Origin of the sequence: Paenibacillus sp. 32352 (assembly GCF_002042965.1) — a bacterium.
Classification (GTDB): domain Bacteria; phylum Bacillota; class Bacilli; order Paenibacillales; family NBRC-103111; genus Paenibacillus_S; species Paenibacillus_S vulneris.
In genome coordinates this window covers 22,193-41,503 of record NZ_MZNT01000019.1, presented here as the reverse complement: position 1 = coordinate 41,503, position 19,311 = coordinate 22,193, and the positions used below count along the sequence as shown (strand labels likewise).

The window sequence follows — 19,311 nt, the reverse complement described above, 5'->3', positions numbered from 1 at the left end:
AATGCAGCGAGGAGGAATATAGATGAATAGAGAGAAGCTCCTAGGCAAGGCGGAGCAGGTATACGAGTACATGGTGACCGCGCCCGAGAGCGATTGGCAGCGCAGCATGTACAATTGGGATTGGAAGCCGGGCGTAGGCTTGATCGCGGCGGTCAAGTATTACGAGGCAACCGGGCTAGAAACGGTGCGGGAATATTTGTGGCGCTGGATGCGGGATAACCGCCACAAAGCTGCACAGCAGCGCGTGATCAACTCCACCGCGCCGTTCGCGGCGTTGACGGAGCTGCTGCGACAGGAACCGGAAGCGGCGGCGGAGTGGATGCCGCTTGTGCAGGAGCACGGCGACTGGCTGATGCATGAGGCGCCCCGCACGAAGGAGGGCGGCTTCGAGCATACGGTGACCGAGGGCGTCGACTTCCCCGGGCAGCTGTGGGCGGATACGCTTGTCGTCGGCGCATTGTTCCTTGCCCGCCTCGCTTCTTTGACAGGAGACGCTGTCATGGCGAAGGAAGCCGTGAAGCAGGTGCTCGTCCATCTCCAGCTGTTACAGGATGAGACGACGGGCGTGCTGTTCCATGGCTTTGACGGGGTCAACCGCAACCACATGTCGGCAGCCCGGTGGGGCCGTGCCAATGCTTGGGTCGCTTTCGGCGTCCCCGAGATTGTTGCTCATGTCAAGCATTTAGCTAAGATTCCGGCCGAGGTGTACGAGCGTTATACGGCGCTGCTGCGGGGGTTAGTCCGATACCAGACAGCCAACGGCATGTGGCATACCGTCCTTGACCGGCCGGACTTCTATTTGGAGACCTCGGCCGCCGCCGGCATTGCCTATGGCTTCCAGCTGGCACTTCGCACCGGAATGATAGAAGATTCCGTCCTGCAAGCGGAGCTTCGTCAAGCGGTCGAGAAGGCAGCTGAAGCGGTTATGATCCATGTCGACGTATACGGGGCCGTACATGGCGTCTCCGGCGGAACGCCGGTCATGCCGACGGTGGAGGCGTATAACGAAGTGAAAATAACACCGACGCCTTACGGCCAAGCGCTGGCGCTTATGCTGATCTGTGAGCTGCTGGAAGGAAGGGATCGTGGGTTGGGCTTGAAGCACAGCTCTTCCTCTATTAATGGAATCACCGGAAGGAGTCGATAGAATGATCTCAACGGAATTAACCAGGCAGAAGCTGCTGCAGTGGCTGGAGCACAACGAGGCCAATTATAATCCGGAGCTGCAGCTGCTGAGGCAGCCCTTCAGCAGTCCGGGTTATCATACGACCCTTCGGGATGTGCCGTATGTGCACCCTACGCGCGAATCGCTCTCTTATGCGGTGACGCTGCTAGGCAGCGGCATTCCCCGCTATCAGGAGCGGGGATGCGCCATTGTGGAGAAGGTCCTATCGCTGCAGGATACGGATCCCAGCCGCCCGACCCATGGCATTTGGTCGTGGTTTTACGAGGAGCCCTTGGATCAGATGGCGCCCCCCGATTGGAACTGGGCCGATTTCTGCGGGAAGCAGCTCGTTCTTGCCGCCATGCACTACCAAGATATCATGTCGTCCGGCTTAAAGTCCTGTCTGCGTGATGCGATCTTCCGGGCATGCCAGGCGATCATCGCAAGGAATGTAAGGCCGGGCTACACGAACATTTCCATTATGGGGTCGTTCGTAACGCTGCTAGCCGGCGAGGTATACGATTATCCTCCCTACCGCGACTATGGTCTTCAGCGTCTCACGGAGTTTCATGCCCATACTAAGCGTCTCGGCACCTTCGAGGAGTATAACAGTCCCACCTATACAACGGTTGCGATTGCCGAGCTGTCGAGCCTCTACACACGAACTAAGAATGAAGCCGCCCGGCAGTTGACGGAGGAGCTGCTTGAGGTGGGATGGCGCATGGTCGCGGAGCATTTTCACGTGCCCACGAAGCAGTGGGCGGGTCCGCACAGCCGCAGCTACGATAAGCTGCTGGCGCCGAAGTTTCTAACCTTTTTGCAGCTGGGCTTGGAGGGGGAAGTACGCTTTCTTCCCGATGAGGACTTGATCTTCGAGCCGAACTGGTATGACAGCGGATTGTGCTGTCCCGATAAGCTTCGTCGTTACTTTATCGAGCCGCATCATGAGCATTTACGCCAGCGTATTTATGAGAACACGGGTAAGAGAATTCAGAAGCATGCTACGCTGTTCATGAATGAAGCCTATGCATTAGGCACGATAGATAAAGAAATTATGTGGAATCAGCGGCGCAATTTATTAGCTTATATGAAGCATGGCGGGGAAACCGCCTATATGCAGCTGCAATGTCTTCATGATGGCTATGACTATGCGGCGGCAATCATCACCTCCCGGCAAAATGAGGGAGATGTCCTGTATGGAATCGGCTTCAGCACCAATGGAGGGGATACTCACAGCAGCCTGGACCGAATCAAGGGATGGGTCAAAGCGCAGGACCTGCGGATTCGCCTGGAATTCGGGGGATGCCTGGATACGATAGAAGTCAAGGTACAGGAGGAGAGAAGGGTACGGGTTGTGCTTGGGGAGCATACGATTTGCGTGCAGAACCTATTGGCCGAATTTCAGTCAGACTCATCCAAGACGGGCTGGGAATGGCAGATTCAGGACGGACGTCTGCATCTTGATTACATCCTTTACAGCGGACCGGAGCATGTATTCAACTTTACCGACATGGAGCAGGCGGGCCTGCTGTTCGCATTGAGTTTAGGCGACCGTGAGAAATGGCTTCAGGTGGAAGTGACCGAGCAAGAACAGTACTGGACAGCCCGGTGCACCGATGGAAGTCCATCATTGAAACTAGCTATGCGCCGTAAGCCGGCCACCGTCGATGAGCTGCTGTCCCAATAATCGATTGCACAAGCATCCGCCGAAGGGCGGGTGTTTTTTTGCGTCCGAGCCGATCCAGTCTCCTGGGATAAGATCCCTTTTTTTTCGTACTTCATTTTCCGAGATACAATGGAGGGAACCGACATTGAACATCCAAATTATCGGCGGTTCGGGTGGTAAAATGAGGAACAGTAACTTTTAATCACGACCTGCGTTTAAATCAACAGAGAGGAGATGACGTTGTGATGAGGCCAAAATGGGTTAGCTATACGATTATGTTTACATTGTGCATGAGCTTGTTGGCGCCTGCGGGGCATAGTCAAGCGGCTGATGCAAGCGTGAGGGTCACGCTGCCGGATTTTACAGTGAATTTGAACGGTCATACGGTGGAAAATCAGTACCGTGAATACCCGCTGCTGGTTTATCGCGATATCACGTATGTGCCGATGACGTGGTATGATTCAAGATTGCTCGGTTTGGAGGAGACTTGGTCGCCGAACGACGGCTTGAACATTAAGCAGAGCCGTGTGGCCTCTTCGTACGCGCCTTATCAGTCCGATCGCCGCAACGCGGCCGCATACACGGCAGAGGTTCCCGCATCGGCCGTCACGATCAACGGCAAGACGATCGACAATTCCAAAGAGGAATATCCCTTGTTAAGCTTCCGGGATGTGACGTATTTTCCATTGACCTGGCGCTTTGCGCATGACGAATTCGGATGGGATTACCGTTGGGACAACAGAAGCGGCCTTAGCATCTTATCCCATAATCCGCAGCTGCAAACGATCGGCCTTCCTGCCGATGCCGGGGAGAACGATGTTGCCCTTTACAAAGGCTATATTTATTTTGTCGAGACGACGGGTACGACGAATCACATATACCGGGCTCCTGTGCAGCAGCCGTCAGCCAAGGAAGAGCTCTATTCCTATAGCATCCAAACCTCACAAGGGCTGCAAAAGCAAGTATCCTTTCAAATCCGTGACAATGCCCTTTGGTTTACCTACCACCTCGGGGGAGGAATAATGGGTCACGATGAGTTCGTGAAAATCGGTGACGACGGGAAAGCGGAGCTGGTACACCAAGGCTACCTTGATTTCCGCGAGACGCCGTTAGGAACATTAGTCATGAATTTGGGCGCTTCAGCGTTTGAGGGCGGCAATCTCTATTTGTCGCAGCCGGGCGAGGAAAAGACGAGCGGTAAACGTGTAGGTGACGCGGATCTGATGTATGCAGTTATGTCCGACGGTACCTCGTTAGGAGCTCCGCGTGACGCAGCTTCCCTCCTTGCTGTCCATGGAGAGGATGTGTTCGTGCTTGCTTCCCGCAGCAGCTCTGACACCAATAAACTCTATAAAATCAACTTGAAGACGAATAAGACTGAGAAGATCATCGACTTCGGTGTCAGCCGATTCCGGATCATCGATAACAAGCTGTACTATGTAAAAGACGAGGACGGCAGGCTATACTCATCGGCGCTGGATGGTACGGGCGGCGAGAAGAGCCTGTCAGACCATGCGGTGTCATGGTTCGACAGCATTGGCGGCAACGTCTTCTATACAATCAAGAAGGAAGCGAACCGCTTCGAGCTGTACCAGGCTGATCCGAACGGGGAAGACCCGCGCGTATGGACGACGCCAGTTGCTGGTGTTCAAGTGCTGAATGATCGACTCGTTTGCAGGTTTGGCGAACAGGAGGACTACGGCATCGTACTGCTGGACAGCTCAGGCCGTTTGCTGCTGAGCGTGGCAGATCCGATCTCTCGTGTACTCACGTCCGACGAGGGGATTTTGCTCCAGGATTCAAGGGATTCCTCGATAGAACTCATTCGTTGAAAGGGAAACGGATGTCTCAGCAAAAGGGCTGCCGAATGGCAGCCCTAGTTTGCTAGGACTGCCTCTCTAGCGCAAAGGACCAAAGATCGCTATTTAAACGTTCCATATGGGTGATGTAGAGTCCATGAGGACCGTTCTCATATACGATAAAGCGATTATGGGGCAGAAGCTGCGCAGCTATCATCCCGGATATCTCTACGGGAAAAGAGCGGTCGCTATCCCCGTGAATGATGAGGGAGGGCAGCGATATTTCCCGTAACTCAGCGCGAAAATCCGTCTCGATGAGCGCTTGATTGCAATCGAGAATCGCTTTGTGCGACGTTCGGAACATATCCGATTTCGTCCATTCCGTCAATTCGGGAGAAACCGAGCAGCCCGGCAGCCCTCCGCCGAAGTAGGGAGCTGCATTCTCTTGCACCCACCGGGGGAAGTCCCTTCTCCATTCGGATCGAGTCATCTCCACCGTGGTTCTATCGAATCCCATTGGGTTATCCTCTGTCTTCAACGGGTAGGGCAATGCGGTTCCTATAAATACGCAGCGGCTAACACGTTCGCTTCCGTAGCGTGTCAAATACCGAACCAGCTCTCCACCGCCCATAGAGTGGGCAACAAGCATCACATCGTGAAGATCCAAGTGTTCTAGGAGTGAAGATAGATCATCAGCGAGGGTATCGTAGATATAGCCCTGTCCCGGATCGTCCGATCGTCCATGCCCCCGTCTGTCATACGCAATGCATCGAAGGCCCTGAGTGCTTAAATCTATCATCTGATAGTTCCACATTTCGGAGCTGAGCCCCCATCCGCTAATAAACACGACAGGCTTGCCGGAACCCCAATCCTTATAAAAAAGCCGCGTCGAATCTTTAGTTTCCACATATGGCATAACGAAAACCTCCCAAGCATTAATGGCTGAAATGATGGACTTGCAAGCTTCCAACTAACAACGGTTGAAACCATGTAAGCTGGCTCGATGGTGTTGTTTGTTATATCCAAAGTGTACCTTTCCCGCCATGAAGCAACAATCACGAGATTCCGATGCAATCGATCGGTTTGAGTAATGATCTTAATAGGCTGCAATCAAGGTAGAACAAAAGCAGCCGAAAGATCGACTGCTTGTACATGAAAAATGATAAGTTTTGATGTAAGAATGGAGCTGCTAACGGTTTGATGAAGCATCCCTGTTAAAAGCCAAGATAAGCATCATAGCCATGATGCAAAAGGTTCCGATCCATTGAAACCAGCCGAAGGAATCCTTCAACCAAAAGACGGTTGTTGCTACAGCTGCTAGTGGCTCTAAGCTTCCCAAAAGAGCGGATTCATCTGCATTTTGCCGAGAGGATAAGTTTGGAGGAGATAGCGAGGGCCGGACAATTGAGCAGGTCCGAATGCTGCCGGTATTTCAAACGGTTTCTAAAGACGGCGCTTTTGAATTATGTGATGGAATACCGCATTCAAAAAAGCCTGATTTTACTGCAGCAGCCCGAGAACAATATCACGGATGCTGCTTACCAGGTAGGATTCAATAGTACAAGCTACTTCATCCATCAATTCAGAAAATCAATGCACATGACACCGTTAACATATAAAAAGCAGAAAAGTACAAATTGATTTCAGAAATCGATAAGTGGGGGGCGCAGCACGAATCAGCAAAGTGAAACCAGACCGGTTTTTAGGCCGGTTTCACTGTGTGATGTGTGATCTCACCAGATCCTTTAATGCCGTCTCGTCCATTCTATTCACTGACAGCCTCTAGCTCGAGCATACGCAGCAGCTCTCGAATAGCAGGAGCAAGCTGATCATTACTGTTCATTATGGCGATGAAAACGGGGGCTGCATCTTTCAGCAATACATAACTGAAATAATAATAGCTGAAAAAGGGCTTTTTCTCATATCCCGGCGGCTCCTCTTCCTCCCAACTTAATTCGTCTTCTTCATCATTCTCCGGCCATAAGTATGTTTCGTCCAGCAGTTCGTTCATCGTCTCAACCGTATCTTGTGAGCTCATGTGATCCACGGTAATAGCTGAAGCAACAGCCAAGTAGAGCTCTATTTCCTCCGGTGAGACTTTCTCCGGCTCCTGTTTTACCAGCTCCTGTAGAAGCATAAGCAATACCCAGGGCGTCGTCTGCCATAAGGTGCTTTGATGCTCGATCAAATTGGCCAGTTCCTCATATTGCCTGGTTTCCAGGAGCTGTGGTATGTCCGTTCCTCTTCCATAGGCGGTCGTCAGGCGATGCCATGGAATGCTGCTAACCGTTCGAACTAAAGAATTCATCTCCGTTTCCTCCTTCTGCCTAATGTATGTGCGCCTATATCATTCGTGCTCTATGCGGCAGCTTCCTACTTGACAAGGAGAGCATCCAGGCTACTGTGATCTTGTCCTTTGAAGGAAACGGCGGCACACCCCAAAAACGCACTGCTGCTCTTGCTGACAATGCGTTTTGGTGTATCCTCTTGATTGAATCATATCTTCGTTCCGATTCACATTACCCGATCTGCCTCTTGATCCCTCTCGTTCGTCTTGTTCCGTAGAGATGCGCCATGCTCTTGGGTCCACGTCCACATCGCTTCAAAAATCGGCTGCAGCGCCTTACCGCTCTCGGTAAGGTCATATTCGACGTGCAGGGGTACGCCTGGATAAAGGGTGCGCGTGACGATTCCTTTTTCCTCCAACAGCCGCAAGCGATCGGTCAAGGTTTTAGGACTAATCGGCTGCAGTTTACGGCGCAGCTCACCAAAACGCTGATTCCCGTTGAACAGCTCAAATAAGAGAAGAAGCATCCATTTGCTATCCAAGATTTCCAGGATAGGTTCAACCGTACCGGGACAGGATCGATCCATCATTATGATCACTCCGTAGTTTATTTTTTGAAACTATTGCACTTAAATGTAACTACTTTTCAAATGTAGCATAGATCCATTAAGATGTGAAGGAAGGAACAACATGAAGTTCAAGAAGAACGTTCGGAGCGGGTGGCAGCAGCTATCCGAGCACTATCGCAACGAATATGAGGAGGAATAAAAATATGAAAAACATTGTATGGGCAACGTTAACCGCCAACGGCAATTATGCTCAATCCGGTCCCGAAAATCCGCCGAAAAAAGAATCGCTGGACGACTTCTTTGCACATGCCAAAGCTGCAGGGAATTTCATTGTCGGTCGCCGAACCTTCGAAGGAATGCGCGGTAACGGCGGACCGGGGCCCTTTGCCGATATCGATATCGTGGTAGTTTCTAAAAGCGCCGCGGAAATTCCGGGGGTAAAGGTTGTAAGATCGCCGGAGGAAGCCTTGGACTACCTGGGGGAGAGAGGCCATCAGACCGCTCTTATTAGCGGAGGCGCAGATATTCACAATTCATTCCTGGGTCTGGGACTTGTAGACGAAGTGATTTTCAACGTGGCACCTGTATTGGAAGGTAGAGGACTAAATCTCTTGATTGACAAAGATAACTATTGTTTTAAGCCTGTGCAGCTGCTGGACTGCAAGCCCCTAGGCAGCGGCGTCGTTCAACTGCGCTATGCGATCGATAGAACTGTGTCCTAGAAGTTTATGCCGATTCTCTTTCCCTTTCGCCATGACCCCTTTTTGAGGGGTCATTATTTCTCAAAAGAGTGGAATTCCGAAGGAAGTAGATGCTTCTTTCAGCCTTTTTTTCAGTCTTTTCCTCAAATTCATCATCCAGTCAGGCTCATGATCCCACTTCTCTTCAGCAGCTCTTAAAATCCTTGCATAGCCGTATAAATTAGCAAATCGTCTGCATGCTGGTAAAAGCTCATCTAAATGATATGGGATAGCATATTCTGTCAAGTAACCGTCTATAAAGCATTGTTTCTTCTGTTCCATTAGTTCATAGGAGATGTGCTCCTGCAAATGATTGAGCGCCTGTTCAATATCCATCGCATACCAGTGATACATAGCGTCATCAAAATCTATTGCATTACATGATTCGGTTTCTTCATCGTAAAATACATTATCACATTCAAAATCATAATGAATGAGCCCATAATTGCTGCTGGATTTCGGGATCGTATCAAAAAATTCTCGAAGTAACTTCACCTCATGTAAGGCTTCCGTCTCTTCCGGAAATTCCATGAGCACATTCTGAATCCAGCTCAGAACATCCATATAGGACCATCTTTCGTATCGGCCGGGTACATATTGACTTGAAAGCTGGTGGAGCCTGCCTAGAGCTTTTCCATAGCTGAATAGGATCCTGTCACTTATATCGGTATTACTAAGCTGAACACCGGAAACACGCTTAAATACGGAGGAATAGTATTCCCCCCAAGGAGTTAGCACCTCCACAAGCTCTTCGCCATGCTTTGATGCAACCGATTCTAAAACTCCATACTGCTTGCTATGCAAATACGAAATAAAATCAAGTTCCGCCAATATGTTCGATTTTACCTTTTCCGATTTGGGTGCAAAACGTAATAGATGGGTCTTACCCTCCGATTTAAACGGATAAATGGCGTTTGACGATATGCGATAATGCTTAAACATCCCTATCGAATCCTCATCGTAGTGCCAATTTTTTAAAACCATTTCCGCCAAGTCTGCATTATTGAAAAGATACCTCAATTTCATCATTAGCTGCATCGCCCCTTATGAAAAAAGTTTATCCATTTCATTACAGCTTATCATAAGCATGCACAGCCTTTCTGGGAGAAAAAAGCTAAAACCAAACTTCCCTGACCGTTAGCGCATCCATCGATCCTTGGTAATGCTTTTTATCCTAAGTCGCGAAAAATAAAAGGATCTACATATTAGGCGTGCTTAATATGTAAATCCCGTATTTTAAAAGAGTCGACTTGTACTTTCATGTTCTTTATTTACTCCCTGGAATTCGAACCCTGCTTTACCGGCACATACTTCAATGCAATACGATTTTGTACTTGATTAATTGATCATTAATAAAAGCCCCAAATGCGGCTGCCGGGAGAACAATTCCAACCGGACACCAAACCAGCGGATCGGCTGACAAGTAATGCACCTCGAAATAGCAGCTCTTCAAATCAAACAGACTTAAAACTCCACCAACTAGCGGCGAAAAGCCAGACCATTGATAGCCGAAGTTTACTTCCCAACCCGCTGAAGTAACCACAGACTTTGTCCTTTTTGAAACAGACACAGCGGCAGTCTAAGGCTGAAAAATAAAGTCCTAGACTGCCGCTGTTTGATTGAACTAACATACCCGTTTAGCTGAAACGTAATGGTTCAAAGTGATTAAAGTTATTTTTGGTCGATTAACTTTTTTATCGCTTTTCTACTTTAGGGAGACAAGATAATCAGCAAGTTGATCGAAAGTGCCCTCAAGACCTTGTTGAAGCATTGGTGCCATACCGTTGTAGGCTTCTTGTTCCTCAGCGGATGCGTTCACAGGGCCACCTTTCAGTTTTAATACAGTTTTACCTTCGTCATCTTCTAGCGTGATGATATTCATAACTTCAAGAGGCCAGTTCGCACTAAAAGGCGCTCGGATCGTATTGCCTTGCTCATCGGAAAAGGATTGGATAAAAGCCACTTTCTCAGGTTCGACAACCTCTTGGTATGCAAATTTTCCCCACATGACGTGATTTCCGTCGGGAGACGTCTGAAAGCCTAAAAACTCGCCACCTGATCGAGCGTCCATTTTAACGACTTCGAGGGCGAAACCCTTTGGTCCCCACCATTTCGCGAAATGCCCGATCTCTGTCCATGCTTTAAATACAAGTTCGCGAGGGGTATCGAATACACGCGTAATAACAATTTCAAACGATTGTTTCAGACCGTTATCCATGACAATCCTCCTTTAATTTTGAAGGGAAACTATGCCCAATGATAAATGTGAAAGCTTGCTACAGAGTGCTTGAAGCCTGAACCAGCAGATTGGCCAGGAGACCGTACTCGGGTGTATCTTCTTTACGGATTTTTAGCCATTTCCTCTCGTCGGGCCCTTCAAATCCTTTCGGAAACGTAAGGCCGGAAGCATTCATGATCATAAATGCAATGGCATCTTTCGATGGTGATATAACCGCTGCATAATGTCCGTGTTTCAGGAAATGGGGCTTTTTGTATTGAATGCGTTCTTCGGCTTCCGGTATAACCTGGTGTACCATCTGGCGTAGTTGGTTGCTGACCTCGATTTTCCATGGTTGATCAAGGTTCTCGATAAATGCGGAAACTTCCTGATTCATCATTTCTTTTACAGCTCCTTTTCACAGTTTGTTTTGGAAAGAGTTAGAGAACTGACGAAGATTTTCACGTTCTCTTGTATGAACTGATCGAGACTGATACCAGGATAATTGTTACCAGCTTCCAAATCGTTAATGAACGCGCCATATTGAGCCATCATGAATGTAAACGCCTGCATAGTGGGGTTCGAACAAGTTATTTTTCCTTTCTCGCTCATCGTAATGAAGTAATCTGTTAGAAACGTCAACAGTTGGCGGGGATGCTGCAGTCGGCGTTCTTTAAAGCCGGGGATATGGACCTCATCTTTTAAGGCGATCAGAATCAGCTTTCGGTCTCGGTTCATGATGTCATGATATTTTTTGCTGATGCTTAGAAGGTCGGCTTCTAACTCCCATACAATCTGCTCATTGAAGAGTGCTCGCATCTCTTCGGCATAATGAAATCTTTCAAGGGCGGCTTCCAGCAAATTTTGCTTGCTACCGAAATGTCGAAAAAGCGTCTTTTCGCTTAAATCGGCAGATGAGGCGATTTCCTCTGTCGTGACGCTGTGGTAGCCTTTCTCTGAAATTAGGTCGATCGCAGCCCGTAACAATTTCTCCGCGCTCTCTTGCTTAGTTTGACGCATGATCATCTCCCTTTCTGCAGATTGCAAAATGTCTGTCAGTGGTGACTGACATTATTTTATTCCAAATTTAACCTATCGTCAAGAGGCCTGCACCTCGTTTGTAATGAAAAAACCTCCCGTAAGTCGTAAAACTGTATAGTAATGGCCCATGTATGCAAGATTTATCGAAGCACTTGCTGAGCAGGCTTCCTGTTGATGTGTAGCTATCCTGCCCGTTGTTTTGAGAAAAGTAAAGTATTAGACTGTGCCCGAAAATAGAAACAGCGACAGCCACCGTATTTCCATCCTCTGTTCGGATGTTGATCTTATATTACACTAGTGATATATTACATATGTGGAATAAAATGATCTGAGGAGTCCCGCATGCATTTATCGAACGTAGAATTTATACTGCTGCAATTGGTCGCTGAGTGCCGTCATGTTTCGGGGTACGATATTATGAAGATGGTCAATCATCGAGGTTATCGGGAATGGGCAAATATCGGCACGACATCAATTTATACAGGACTGAAGAAATTGAGCACCAAAGGATGGATCGTTTCCGATGGACCCGACAGTAAGTTCGGCAAAGGACCCGTTCCGACCCAGTTTGCTCTAACCGAAAGCGGTATGAACAGATTAAAAAATGAAATTGTTGACAGTCTGTCGTCATCACGGGAGCGCGACATCCGCTTCGATCTCGGACTGGCTGCTTTGCCTCTAATCGGAAAAGACGAGGCCATCGCCGCTCTTCGGGCTAGGCTGGATTTTCTCAGAGCTGCTGAAACAAAAATACGGCAGAAGTACGAAGCACAAGGCTGCGACCATTTGCCGCTGAACGTAAGAGCGCTGTTCCTGCATCCGATCATCTTGATCGACAGTGAACGCAAATTCGTTTCCAATCTAATCAACGAATTAATGGGGGAGTCAGGGGAATATGGGAAGCATTGTTGAAGGATTCGTCCCTTACCAAGGAGATCATTGTGAGACAACTGCCTTAGGCAATTTACTGCAATTTGCGGAAGTCCGGCTATCGGAACCGATGCTTTTTGGACTAGGGCAAGGGCTAGGATTCATTTATTGGGATTCGAAAGGAATGGATGTTCCTTTCATCGGAGGAAGGGTAAAACCAGATATACTGACGGCCAACCTTGCTATTAGGCTGGGTTTGACCGTCAACAATCAAGAAACGTCATCCGTCGACAAAGCCTGGAATAACGTACGGCATTGCATCGATCGCGGAATACCAGTCGGGCTGAAGTTGGATTCCTATTACTTGGATTATTTCACGAACAAGGTTCACTTTGCCGGTCACTATGCGGTCCTATACGGCTACAATGATGAATATGCCTACATGGCCGACACCAGACAGCAAGGCGGTCTGGTAGAGACGCGTTTGACAAGCCTGGGTTTGGCCAGAAATGCTAAGGGGCCCATGAGTTCGCGGAATCGTTCTTTTACGCTCGAGCCCATCGGCGCCTTGCCCCCGCTTATTCCAGCTATACGTGCTGCCTTAGCCAACAATGCGTCTGACTACTTAAATCCGCCTATTCGCAATATCGGAAATAAAGGCATCGTCAGGATGAGCAGCGAAATTCTGAAATGGCCTTCTCGTGTCAAAAATCCCGAACAGGATCTATCCCTGATCGCGATGCTGATGGAACGAGCGGGAACAGGTGGAGCTTTGTTTCGGAATTTGTACCGGGATTTCTTGAAAGAATGCGTCGATCAGCTGGAGGACCCGAAGATTGAACAAGCCTGCCGTTTGTTTACGGAAATCGCCCCATTATGGGTCGATGTCTCTGCTTCGATCGACCATGCGGGAAGAAAAGGGAGCCTTCAGGAGCTGCAGCATGCATCAAAGCTGTTGCTCGAGATAGCGGAAAAAGAACGCACAGCCATGGAGTTATTGTTATAACCGATTGGAATTACCGTCAAAATTCATATATTAAGCTTTAGACTGACTATAGAAATTGAAACAACGACAGACAAGGACAAGAAAATATAGTCCTTGACTGCCGTTGCTACATTGAACTAACCTTCACCGTTAGTTCTACGATTTGAGTTTAAATCACTGATCGTGAGTTCCCGGTTACTGCAGATAGTACTGAACAGCGCCTAAAAATTGCATATGCGACAGCGCCGACGGCAAATAACACCGCCGCCGTTCATCATCATTCTTCCGTTCAGCAAAAAACAATCGAATCCCCCGCATGCTTTAGTTCATTTGTTTGCCGCTCGTATATTCCATATATTCACCGCCCCATTCGAAAAGCGAGTTCAAGCTAGGCTGCAGCTTTCGGCCGAGTTCGCTTAGTGAGTATTCCACCTTGGGCGGGATTTGAGCATATTCCTTACGAATGATTAAGCCCGACTGCTCTAATGACTTTAACTGCTTCGCAAGCGTTGCATGTGTCAAGTTGTCCAGTTTGCGCTGAAGCTCATTAAACCTCAGCGTCTCCTCGCTCAAAAAATACAAGATAACCAAGGCCCATTTTCCCGCCAGCAGCTTCTGAACCGTAAAAAACGGACAGCCTTGAATGCCTATGTTCTTCCCCATAATATCAGCCATAAAGCACCTCTCTATAGTATCTTCTTGGATACCTACGATACTAAAATATCGTACTTGTTATAAATTACGTATGATATTTATAATACCATAGAACCCTATAAAATACGTAATGAGTTATTGCTCAAGGCAAATTATCTTTGACTCGAACACAAGATGGAGGGAACAATGATGAAAATATTGGTCACCGGAGCAACAGGTAATCTTGGAGGATTAGTCGTAGAAGAATTACTGAAGCTCGTACCTATGAAGCAGGTCGCCGTTAGCGTACGCGATCCGAAGAAGGCCGAGCATCTTAGCGCACGCGGTATCGATGTCCGTACAGCAGACTTCAATGACTACGACTCTTTAGTAACGGCTTTCGCCGGTATTGATCGCCTGCTTATGATCTCGACGGAAGACATTGTCAACCGGGTCAGTCAGCAGACGGCAGTCATCAAAGCGGCAAAAGAAGCGAATGTCGGCTTTATTGCGTACACAAGCGCTTCAAATGCGACCAACAGCAAATTGACGCTTGCCGAAAGCCACAAGAAGACGGAGGAAGCGATCCTGCAATCGGGTATTCCGTATGTCATACTGCGCAATAACTGGTATTTGGAAAATGAAATGGCCACATTCCAGACGGTTCTGAACGGCGGACCATGGGTCATCGCTTCGGGAGAAGGCAAGACGGGTTGGGCTACTCGCCGCGATTATGCCGAAGCGGCGGCTAAAGTGCTTGCCGGACACGGACGCGAGAACGCCGTTTACGAATTGACGGGCAAGCCTTTAACGCAAGAGGAATTGTCGGCGATATTCGCGTCCGCTATGGGTCGGACTGTGCAGGTGCAATATGTCGATCCAGAGGCATACGGCAACATACTGAGTCAAGCAGGACTGCCGCAACCGGTTGCCGATATGTTGGCTGATATGCAGAACCAGATCGGCGCAGGAGAGCTGGAAGTGGTAAGCAACGATCTGGAGCAACTGCTAGGCCATCCGCCTACTCCGCTAGAAGAAGCGATCCGTTCCTTGCTTGGGTAAATGATTAACTTGCCGTTACTAACGGTTCACCATAATGGGTCTAACGGCGAAACTACGACAGATTCTTAGCGAAGCTGGTTTTGAACATCCGATTCACATTCAAAAACGGCACAGAGATTCAAGCATGAATCATATAAACAACAGGCACCGCGCCACTGATCAACTCAGTGGCTCGGTGCCTTGCTGCTACAAATTAATTATGAAAGAACTGCGTTGTAATCCCAACAACCTTCTTCATATTTTCAATCCTTCATTTCGCAACATTAAACAACTTTATTCACAGTCAACATCATCACCGGGACTGCTCTTTAAATCTATTCAACCGTCACGCTTTTAGCCAAATTTCTCGGCTTGTCTACATCATTGCCCCGTGTTAAGGCAGCGTAATACGCAAGCAGCTGCAGCGGGATGACCGACAATGCCGGTGTCAGCAGGGCATGGGTACGCGGAATATAGAGGACCTCATCGGCAGCCTTGACGATCTCCGTGTTTCCTTCCATCGCGACAGCGATGACATAGGCTCCGCGGGCTTTGACTTCCTTCATGTTGCTGATCGTTTTTTCCAGCAGCGCTTCCTGGGTAGCGATCGCAATCACCGGCGTGCCTTCTTCGATTAAGGCAAGCGATCCGTGCTTGAGCTCGCCGGCGGGATAAGCCTCCGAATGGATGTAGGAAATCTCCTTCAGCTTAAGCGACGCTTCCTGTGCCACCATGGCATCGAGGCCGCGTCCGATAAAATAAAGGTCGTCATAGGCCGCGATTTGCTTGGCCGTTTGAACGATAGGCTCGATTTGCTTCAGCATGGCCTCGACCTGTCCGGGCAGCTGCTTCAGCCCTTCCAGAAGCTCAATGAGCTCATGAGCGTTAGAAGTATCCAGGCTCTGCGAAATATAGAGCGTCAGCAGATAGAAGGCAATGAGCTGCGAAGTATAGGCTTTCGTCGAAGCTACGGCGATTTCCGGGCCTGCCCAGGTGAAGATCACATGATCGGCTTCCCTTGCGACGGAGCTGCCGACGACGTTGGTTATCGCCACTACCTGGGCTCCGCACTGCTTCGCTTCGCGCATGGCCGCCAGGGTATCCGCGGTTTCACCCGATTGGCTGACGACGATAACCAGCGTATTATCGCGAATGACCGGCTGACGGTAACGATATTCGGATGCGACATCGACCTCCACAGGAATGCGGGTTAGCCGTTCGATGACGGCCTTGCCGACAAGGCCTGCATGGTAGGCGGTTCCGCAAGCTACGATGTGAATGTGACCGACCTCCCGCAGCGACTCCGGGGAGATCTTCACTTCAGGAAGAACGACTTGTTGGCTGTCTTCCTCGATCCGGCTTCTCATCGTATCCAGATATGCGCGAGGCTGCTCGTAAATTTCCTTGAGCATGAAATGATCGTAGCCGCCTTTTTCCGCCATCATAATATCCCAGTCGATACGGAACAACTGCTTGGCGATAAAATTCCCTTCAAGCGTCATCAGCTCCACCGTATCCCGGGAGATGACCGCCATCTCTCCATCGCCCAGAATGTAGACGTCCCGCGTATATTCGAGAATGGCGGGAATATCCGACCCGATGAAATTCTCGCCGTTGCCGACGCCGATAATTAACGGGCTTGCCCAGCGAACCGCGATCAGCTTATCCGGCTCGTGCTCGGACAGAACGACGATGGCATAGGCTCCGCGAATGCGGCTGACCGCCTGTTGAACGGCTTGAACCAGGCTGCCGTTATAATAATGGGCGATGAGATGGCTGATCACCTCGGTGTCCGTTTCCGACAAGAACTGATGCCCTAGCTGCTCCAGCTCTTCTTTCAACTGCTGATGATTTTCAATGATTCCGTTATGTACAACCGATATTTTCATGCTGTTATCGGCATGGGGGTGCGAATTCTCATCCGACGGCTTGCCGTGCGTAGCCCAACGGGTATGCCCGATGCCTGCAAAGCCGACGAGCGGCTGGTGCTCGAGTCTCGATTCCAGCTCCTGAATTCTTCCTTTCGACTTGGCGATATGAAGCCCCTCGGACGTGTGCACCGCTAATCCGGCGGAATCATACCCCCGGTACTCCAATTTTTTTAACCCCTCCAGCAAAATGGGCTGCGAATCTCGGCTTCCGATATACCCGACAATACCACACATGGTTTGGCTTCCTCCCTGTTCTTATTTAGGCTGTGCCTGTGAAATTGCACATTCGTTCTCTATAACGAATATTTATCTCAAGTATACCTGATTATTCTGCAAAATCAACTACTGACTTAGGACAAACTTCGTTTTAAAGAACAAATGTAACAAAAATTCAACATATTCCTCTGCGTCAGCTCTGTTTCATCGTTCTTTGTAGAGGAATTCCGGCCGGACTCTGTGCGGAAGCGGAGGGAGGAGCCGCGTTCAGCCGAGGCGGACTTGGCTACGGCTTATACCATATATTTTTGAACTGCACCCAGTCCAGAGAGTCGAGAGATATTCCTTTGACAGAGGAATGATAGATCGTCTTGAGCCGTTTGAAATACAGCCATTGCAGCACATGGTCGTCACGAAGCCGTCTTTCGATGCTTTGCAGCAGTCCGGCCCGTCCTTCCCGATGAGACTCGCGCAGCGCTGCTGCGATGAATTGCTCGACGGCGGCCTTGCATGCCGGCTCCAGGTGGTGCTGCATGCTTTTGTACAGATCGATGAGTCTCAGCTCCGTATCGTTATCGAGCATGATCGAGAAGAGCAGCATGTCCGCCTGCAGCCTGCGTTCGCCCTTGAATTCCTCCACGGGCAGCAGAGACAGCTCCACGGCCAGCCCCGCCTCCCGCAGGAGGGTTTGGACCAGCTGCGCATCCCGTTCATAATGCGTTATCGTGCATAAAGTGATGCGTTCGCCTGCATAGCCCGACTGCTTGATAAGACTGCGCACCTGAGCAAGATCGGATTCGGGCGGGTTGATCGCAGTGTGCCGAATAAAGCTGTCGGCAGCGTAGAGAGCATCGCCGTCCAGCAGCTCCAGCAGCTTGCGCTGGTCTAGGGCGGCGTACACCGCCTCGCGAATCGCCGGGTCCTTGAGCGGCCCCTGCTTGAGCAGGTTGAACGTGACGAACTTGCAGGTCGTACCCTGCTGCTGAACTTGATGCCAGGGGCTTTCCGCTTCATCCGGCAGCCGGTAGTTATGAATGATCTGAAAGCTTTCCAGCGTCCGGTAGCGGTCCTGCTGCTGCATATCCGGAACATGCCACAGCTCGACGCGGTCCAGATGGGCCCGTCCTTGAAAATAAGTCGGGAACGCATCCAGCACGCACATCGAATCGTCCAGATAGGTGAGCTTGAAGGGGCCGGTGCCGATGGGAGCGCGCGCGAACGCTTCTTTCCCTTCCTTTTCGGTGCTAAACCCGGCATAGGCGTCCTTTGGAATGATGGAAGCGCGGTTCGTGCTCATAAATTGCAGGAACAGCTCATTGGGCTCCGTCAAATAGACGGTCAACGTCAACGGATCGATGATATCGACACGCTCGATTTGCCTATACACCCACCGGTATAAGGACCGGGCCTCTGACTGCTTGAGGCGCTCCAGCGTAAAGCGGATGTCCTCAGCCGCCAGCTCCTTTCCGTGATGGAACATCACGCCCTTGCGCAGATAGAAGGTCCATGCCGAGCGATCGGCGCTGGATTCCCAGGCATGGGCCAAGTGAGGCTCAATCGTTTGGGTCAGCCGGTTGTAACGGACCAGGCTGTCGAACAGTTGATTGACCAGATGCCCCTCCGTGGAGAAATTCGTAAATGCGGGGTCCAGCGATTGGATAGGCTGGGTCAACGGAAAGCGGAGCGTATCGAACCGCTTGCTGTCGCGAACCTCGCTGCTGTACCCGAAGTGCCCGTTCAGCCAGCTGTGAAAATGGTCCTTCAGCGAGTCGGGAATCGAAGACACGTTCATCTGCTCCAGCGCCCCGTGAAGATCCTTCCGTTCCACAAGCTCCTTGGCAAGCAGCAAAATAATATCTTCCGTCGGCGTCAGGAACAAGAGAGAGGAGCGATTGCCCCTTCCTCGCTTGGGGAGCCACTGGAGCCAGCCCTCGCCGTTCATTTTTTTCAGAATCATAGCCGCATTGCGATGGGTGCAGTCCAGAATAGCCGCAATATCGTCTAATAGAATGTCCTGCTCCTGATGCTCGCCGACATGCGGCAGCTTTTCGCGCAATCTTATATAATGGCTGGCTAGTTTCATCGTTTCACCTCAATGATTTCATATATAAAAAGAATAACCGTTTATTGGAATCAAAAATAGGAAATTT

The 19,311-nt window shown here is 49.8% G+C and carries 18 protein-coding genes and 1 pseudogene; 8 read left to right on the top strand and 11 right to left on the bottom strand.

Features of this window, described 5'->3' with window-relative positions; translation table 11 throughout:
- Positions 1 to 22 precede the first annotated feature (22 nt).
- The 3 genes from B1728_RS32130 to B1728_RS32120 all read left to right on the top strand — a co-directional run bounded on the left by B1728_RS32130 (position 23) and on the right by B1728_RS32120 (position 4,663).
- Positions 23 to 1,147 (top strand): glycoside hydrolase family 88/105 protein, encoded by a 1,125-nt coding sequence (locus tag B1728_RS32130; protein WP_079914524.1) that lies wholly within the window; start codon positions 23 to 25, stop codon positions 1,145 to 1,147.
- Position 1,148: 1 nt separating this feature from the next.
- Positions 1,149 to 2,852 carry a hypothetical protein gene (locus B1728_RS32125; RefSeq protein ID WP_079914523.1) on the top strand — a complete coding sequence of 568 codons (1,704 nt, stop codon included), beginning with the start codon at positions 1,149 to 1,151 and terminating at the stop codon, positions 2,850 to 2,852.
- A 224-nt stretch (positions 2,853 to 3,076) separates the two neighbouring features.
- Entirely contained in the window at positions 3,077 to 4,663 is a 1,587-nt protein-coding gene (locus tag B1728_RS32120; protein ID WP_079914522.1) for a DUF5050 domain-containing protein, read from the top strand.
- A 52-nt stretch (positions 4,664 to 4,715) separates the two neighbouring features.
- Here B1728_RS32120 and B1728_RS32115 read toward each other — a convergent pair whose 3' ends face one another.
- The gene (locus B1728_RS32115; protein WP_079914521.1) at positions 4,716 to 5,546 is read right to left on the bottom strand and encodes an alpha/beta fold hydrolase; all 831 of its coding nucleotides are present in this window, start codon (positions 5,544 to 5,546) and stop codon (positions 4,716 to 4,718) included.
- Between the two features lie 431 nt (positions 5,547 to 5,977).
- Here B1728_RS32115 and B1728_RS32110 point away from each other — a divergent pair.
- A pseudogene (locus tag B1728_RS32110) lies at positions 5,978 to 6,271 on the top strand (helix-turn-helix transcriptional regulator); the annotation flags it as partial.
- Positions 6,272 to 6,395: 124 nt separating this feature from the next.
- Here B1728_RS32110 and B1728_RS32105 read toward each other — a convergent pair.
- Together B1728_RS32105 and B1728_RS32100 are read right to left on the bottom strand one after the other, a co-directional pair.
- A complete protein-coding gene (locus B1728_RS32105; RefSeq protein WP_079914519.1) occupies positions 6,396 to 6,938 on the bottom strand; it encodes a hypothetical protein in 543 nt (180 codons plus the stop codon).
- A gap of 206 nt (positions 6,939 to 7,144) precedes the next feature.
- Positions 7,145 to 7,507 carry a winged helix-turn-helix transcriptional regulator gene (locus tag B1728_RS32100; protein ID WP_079914518.1) on the bottom strand — a complete coding sequence of 121 codons (363 nt, stop codon included), beginning with the start codon at positions 7,505 to 7,507 and terminating at the stop codon, positions 7,145 to 7,147.
- 182 nt (positions 7,508 to 7,689) lie between these two features.
- Here B1728_RS32100 and B1728_RS32095 point away from each other — a divergent pair, with 182 nt between their 5' ends.
- The gene (locus B1728_RS32095) at positions 7,690 to 8,208 is read left to right on the top strand and encodes a dihydrofolate reductase family protein (RefSeq protein ID WP_079914517.1); all 519 of its coding nucleotides are present in this window, start codon (positions 7,690 to 7,692) and stop codon (positions 8,206 to 8,208) included.
- Positions 8,209 to 8,268: 60 nt separating this feature from the next.
- On the opposite strand, the gene B1728_RS32090 is transcribed toward B1728_RS32095, so the two are convergent.
- The 5 genes from B1728_RS32090 to B1728_RS32075 form a co-directional block, all read right to left on the bottom strand.
- Positions 8,269 to 9,255, bottom strand: a complete 987-nt coding sequence (locus B1728_RS32090) for a phosphotransferase enzyme family protein (protein WP_079914516.1) — start codon at positions 9,253 to 9,255, stop codon at positions 8,269 to 8,271.
- Between the two features lie 283 nt (positions 9,256 to 9,538).
- Positions 9,539 to 9,769 carry a hypothetical protein gene (locus B1728_RS35970; protein ID WP_144028082.1) on the bottom strand — a complete coding sequence of 77 codons (231 nt, stop codon included), beginning with the start codon at positions 9,767 to 9,769 and terminating at the stop codon, positions 9,539 to 9,541.
- A 162-nt stretch (positions 9,770 to 9,931) separates the two neighbouring features.
- Positions 9,932 to 10,444: an SRPBCC family protein gene (locus B1728_RS32085; protein ID WP_079914515.1), complete on the bottom strand. Its 513-nt coding sequence runs from the start codon at positions 10,442 to 10,444 to the stop codon at positions 9,932 to 9,934.
- A gap of 58 nt (positions 10,445 to 10,502) precedes the next feature.
- On the bottom strand, positions 10,503 to 10,841 hold the full coding sequence (locus B1728_RS32080; protein ID WP_079914612.1) for a DUF1801 domain-containing protein: 339 nt from the start codon (positions 10,839 to 10,841) through the stop codon (positions 10,503 to 10,505).
- 8 nt (positions 10,842 to 10,849) lie between these two features.
- Positions 10,850 to 11,464 carry a TetR/AcrR family transcriptional regulator gene (locus tag B1728_RS32075; protein WP_079914514.1) on the bottom strand — a complete coding sequence of 205 codons (615 nt, stop codon included), beginning with the start codon at positions 11,462 to 11,464 and terminating at the stop codon, positions 10,850 to 10,852.
- Positions 11,465 to 11,827: 363 nt separating this feature from the next.
- Between B1728_RS32075 and B1728_RS32070 the strand changes: the two genes are divergently transcribed.
- Positions 11,828 to 12,397 carry a PadR family transcriptional regulator gene (locus B1728_RS32070; RefSeq protein ID WP_079914513.1) on the top strand — a complete coding sequence of 190 codons (570 nt, stop codon included), beginning with the start codon at positions 11,828 to 11,830 and terminating at the stop codon, positions 12,395 to 12,397.
- Entirely contained in the window at positions 12,381 to 13,361 is a 981-nt protein-coding gene (locus B1728_RS32065) for a BtrH N-terminal domain-containing protein (protein ID WP_079914512.1), read from the top strand. Before B1728_RS32070 ends, B1728_RS32065 begins: the two co-directional genes overlap by 17 nt.
- A gap of 300 nt (positions 13,362 to 13,661) precedes the next feature.
- Here B1728_RS32065 and B1728_RS32060 read toward each other — a convergent pair whose 3' ends face one another.
- A complete protein-coding gene (locus B1728_RS32060; protein WP_256865603.1) occupies positions 13,662 to 14,015 on the bottom strand; it encodes a winged helix-turn-helix transcriptional regulator in 354 nt (117 codons plus the stop codon).
- Positions 14,016 to 14,180: 165 nt separating this feature from the next.
- Here B1728_RS32060 and B1728_RS32055 point away from each other — a divergent pair, with 165 nt between their 5' ends.
- Complete coding sequence (locus B1728_RS32055; protein WP_306293562.1) at positions 14,181 to 15,035, top strand: SDR family oxidoreductase; 855 nt, start codon at positions 14,181 to 14,183, stop codon at positions 15,033 to 15,035.
- Between the two features lie 314 nt (positions 15,036 to 15,349).
- On the opposite strand, the gene glmS is transcribed toward B1728_RS32055, so the two are convergent.
- Both glmS and B1728_RS32045 read right to left on the bottom strand, forming a co-directional pair.
- The gene (gene glmS / locus B1728_RS32050) at positions 15,350 to 17,179 is read right to left on the bottom strand and encodes a glutamine--fructose-6-phosphate transaminase (isomerizing) (RefSeq protein WP_079914510.1); all 1,830 of its coding nucleotides are present in this window, start codon (positions 17,177 to 17,179) and stop codon (positions 15,350 to 15,352) included.
- A 268-nt stretch (positions 17,180 to 17,447) separates the two neighbouring features.
- Positions 17,448 to 19,244: an ABC transporter substrate-binding protein gene (locus B1728_RS32045; protein WP_079914509.1), complete on the bottom strand. Its 1,797-nt coding sequence runs from the start codon at positions 19,242 to 19,244 to the stop codon at positions 17,448 to 17,450.
- Between the last annotated feature and the right edge of the window lie 67 nt (positions 19,245 to 19,311).

What these genes read in the sequence shown, in the direction of transcription:
- B1728_RS32095 (WP_079914517.1), top strand. Translation starts at nt 7,690, where the DNA reads ATGAAAAACATTGTATGGGCAACGTTAACCGCCAACGGCAATTATGCT.
- B1728_RS32115 (WP_079914521.1), bottom strand. Translation starts at nt 5,546, where the DNA reads ATGCCATATGTGGAAACTAAAGATTCGACGCGGCTTTTTTATAAGGAT.
- B1728_RS32100 (WP_079914518.1), bottom strand. Translation starts at nt 7,507, where the DNA reads ATGATGGATCGATCCTGTCCCGGTACGGTTGAACCTATCCTGGAAATC.
- B1728_RS32065 (WP_079914512.1), top strand. Translation starts at nt 12,381, where the DNA reads ATGGGAAGCATTGTTGAAGGATTCGTCCCTTACCAAGGAGATCATTGT.
- B1728_RS32060 (WP_256865603.1), bottom strand. Translation starts at nt 14,015, where the DNA reads ATGGCTGATATTATGGGGAAGAACATAGGCATTCAAGGCTGTCCGTTT.
- B1728_RS32075 (WP_079914514.1), bottom strand. Translation starts at nt 11,464, where the DNA reads ATGCGTCAAACTAAGCAAGAGAGCGCGGAGAAATTGTTACGGGCTGCG.
- B1728_RS32080 (WP_079914612.1), bottom strand. Translation starts at nt 10,841, where the DNA reads ATGAATCAGGAAGTTTCCGCATTTATCGAGAACCTTGATCAACCATGG.
- B1728_RS32105 (WP_079914519.1), bottom strand. Translation starts at nt 6,938, where the DNA reads ATGAATTCTTTAGTTCGAACGGTTAGCAGCATTCCATGGCATCGCCTG.
- B1728_RS32090 (WP_079914516.1), bottom strand. Translation starts at nt 9,255, where the DNA reads ATGATGAAATTGAGGTATCTTTTCAATAATGCAGACTTGGCGGAAATG.
- B1728_RS32045 (WP_079914509.1), bottom strand. Translation starts at nt 19,244, where the DNA reads ATGAAACTAGCCAGCCATTATATAAGATTGCGCGAAAAGCTGCCGCAT.
- B1728_RS32125 (WP_079914523.1), top strand. Translation starts at nt 1,149, where the DNA reads ATGATCTCAACGGAATTAACCAGGCAGAAGCTGCTGCAGTGGCTGGAG.
- B1728_RS32120 (WP_079914522.1), top strand. Translation starts at nt 3,077, where the DNA reads ATGAGGCCAAAATGGGTTAGCTATACGATTATGTTTACATTGTGCATG.
- glmS (WP_079914510.1), bottom strand. Translation starts at nt 17,179, where the DNA reads ATGTGTGGTATTGTCGGGTATATCGGAAGCCGAGATTCGCAGCCCATT.
- B1728_RS32070 (WP_079914513.1), top strand. Translation starts at nt 11,828, where the DNA reads ATGCATTTATCGAACGTAGAATTTATACTGCTGCAATTGGTCGCTGAG.
- B1728_RS32085 (WP_079914515.1), bottom strand. Translation starts at nt 10,444, where the DNA reads ATGGATAACGGTCTGAAACAATCGTTTGAAATTGTTATTACGCGTGTA.
- B1728_RS32130 (WP_079914524.1), top strand. Translation starts at nt 23, where the DNA reads ATGAATAGAGAGAAGCTCCTAGGCAAGGCGGAGCAGGTATACGAGTAC.
- B1728_RS32055 (WP_306293562.1), top strand. Translation starts at nt 14,181, where the DNA reads ATGATGAAAATATTGGTCACCGGAGCAACAGGTAATCTTGGAGGATTA.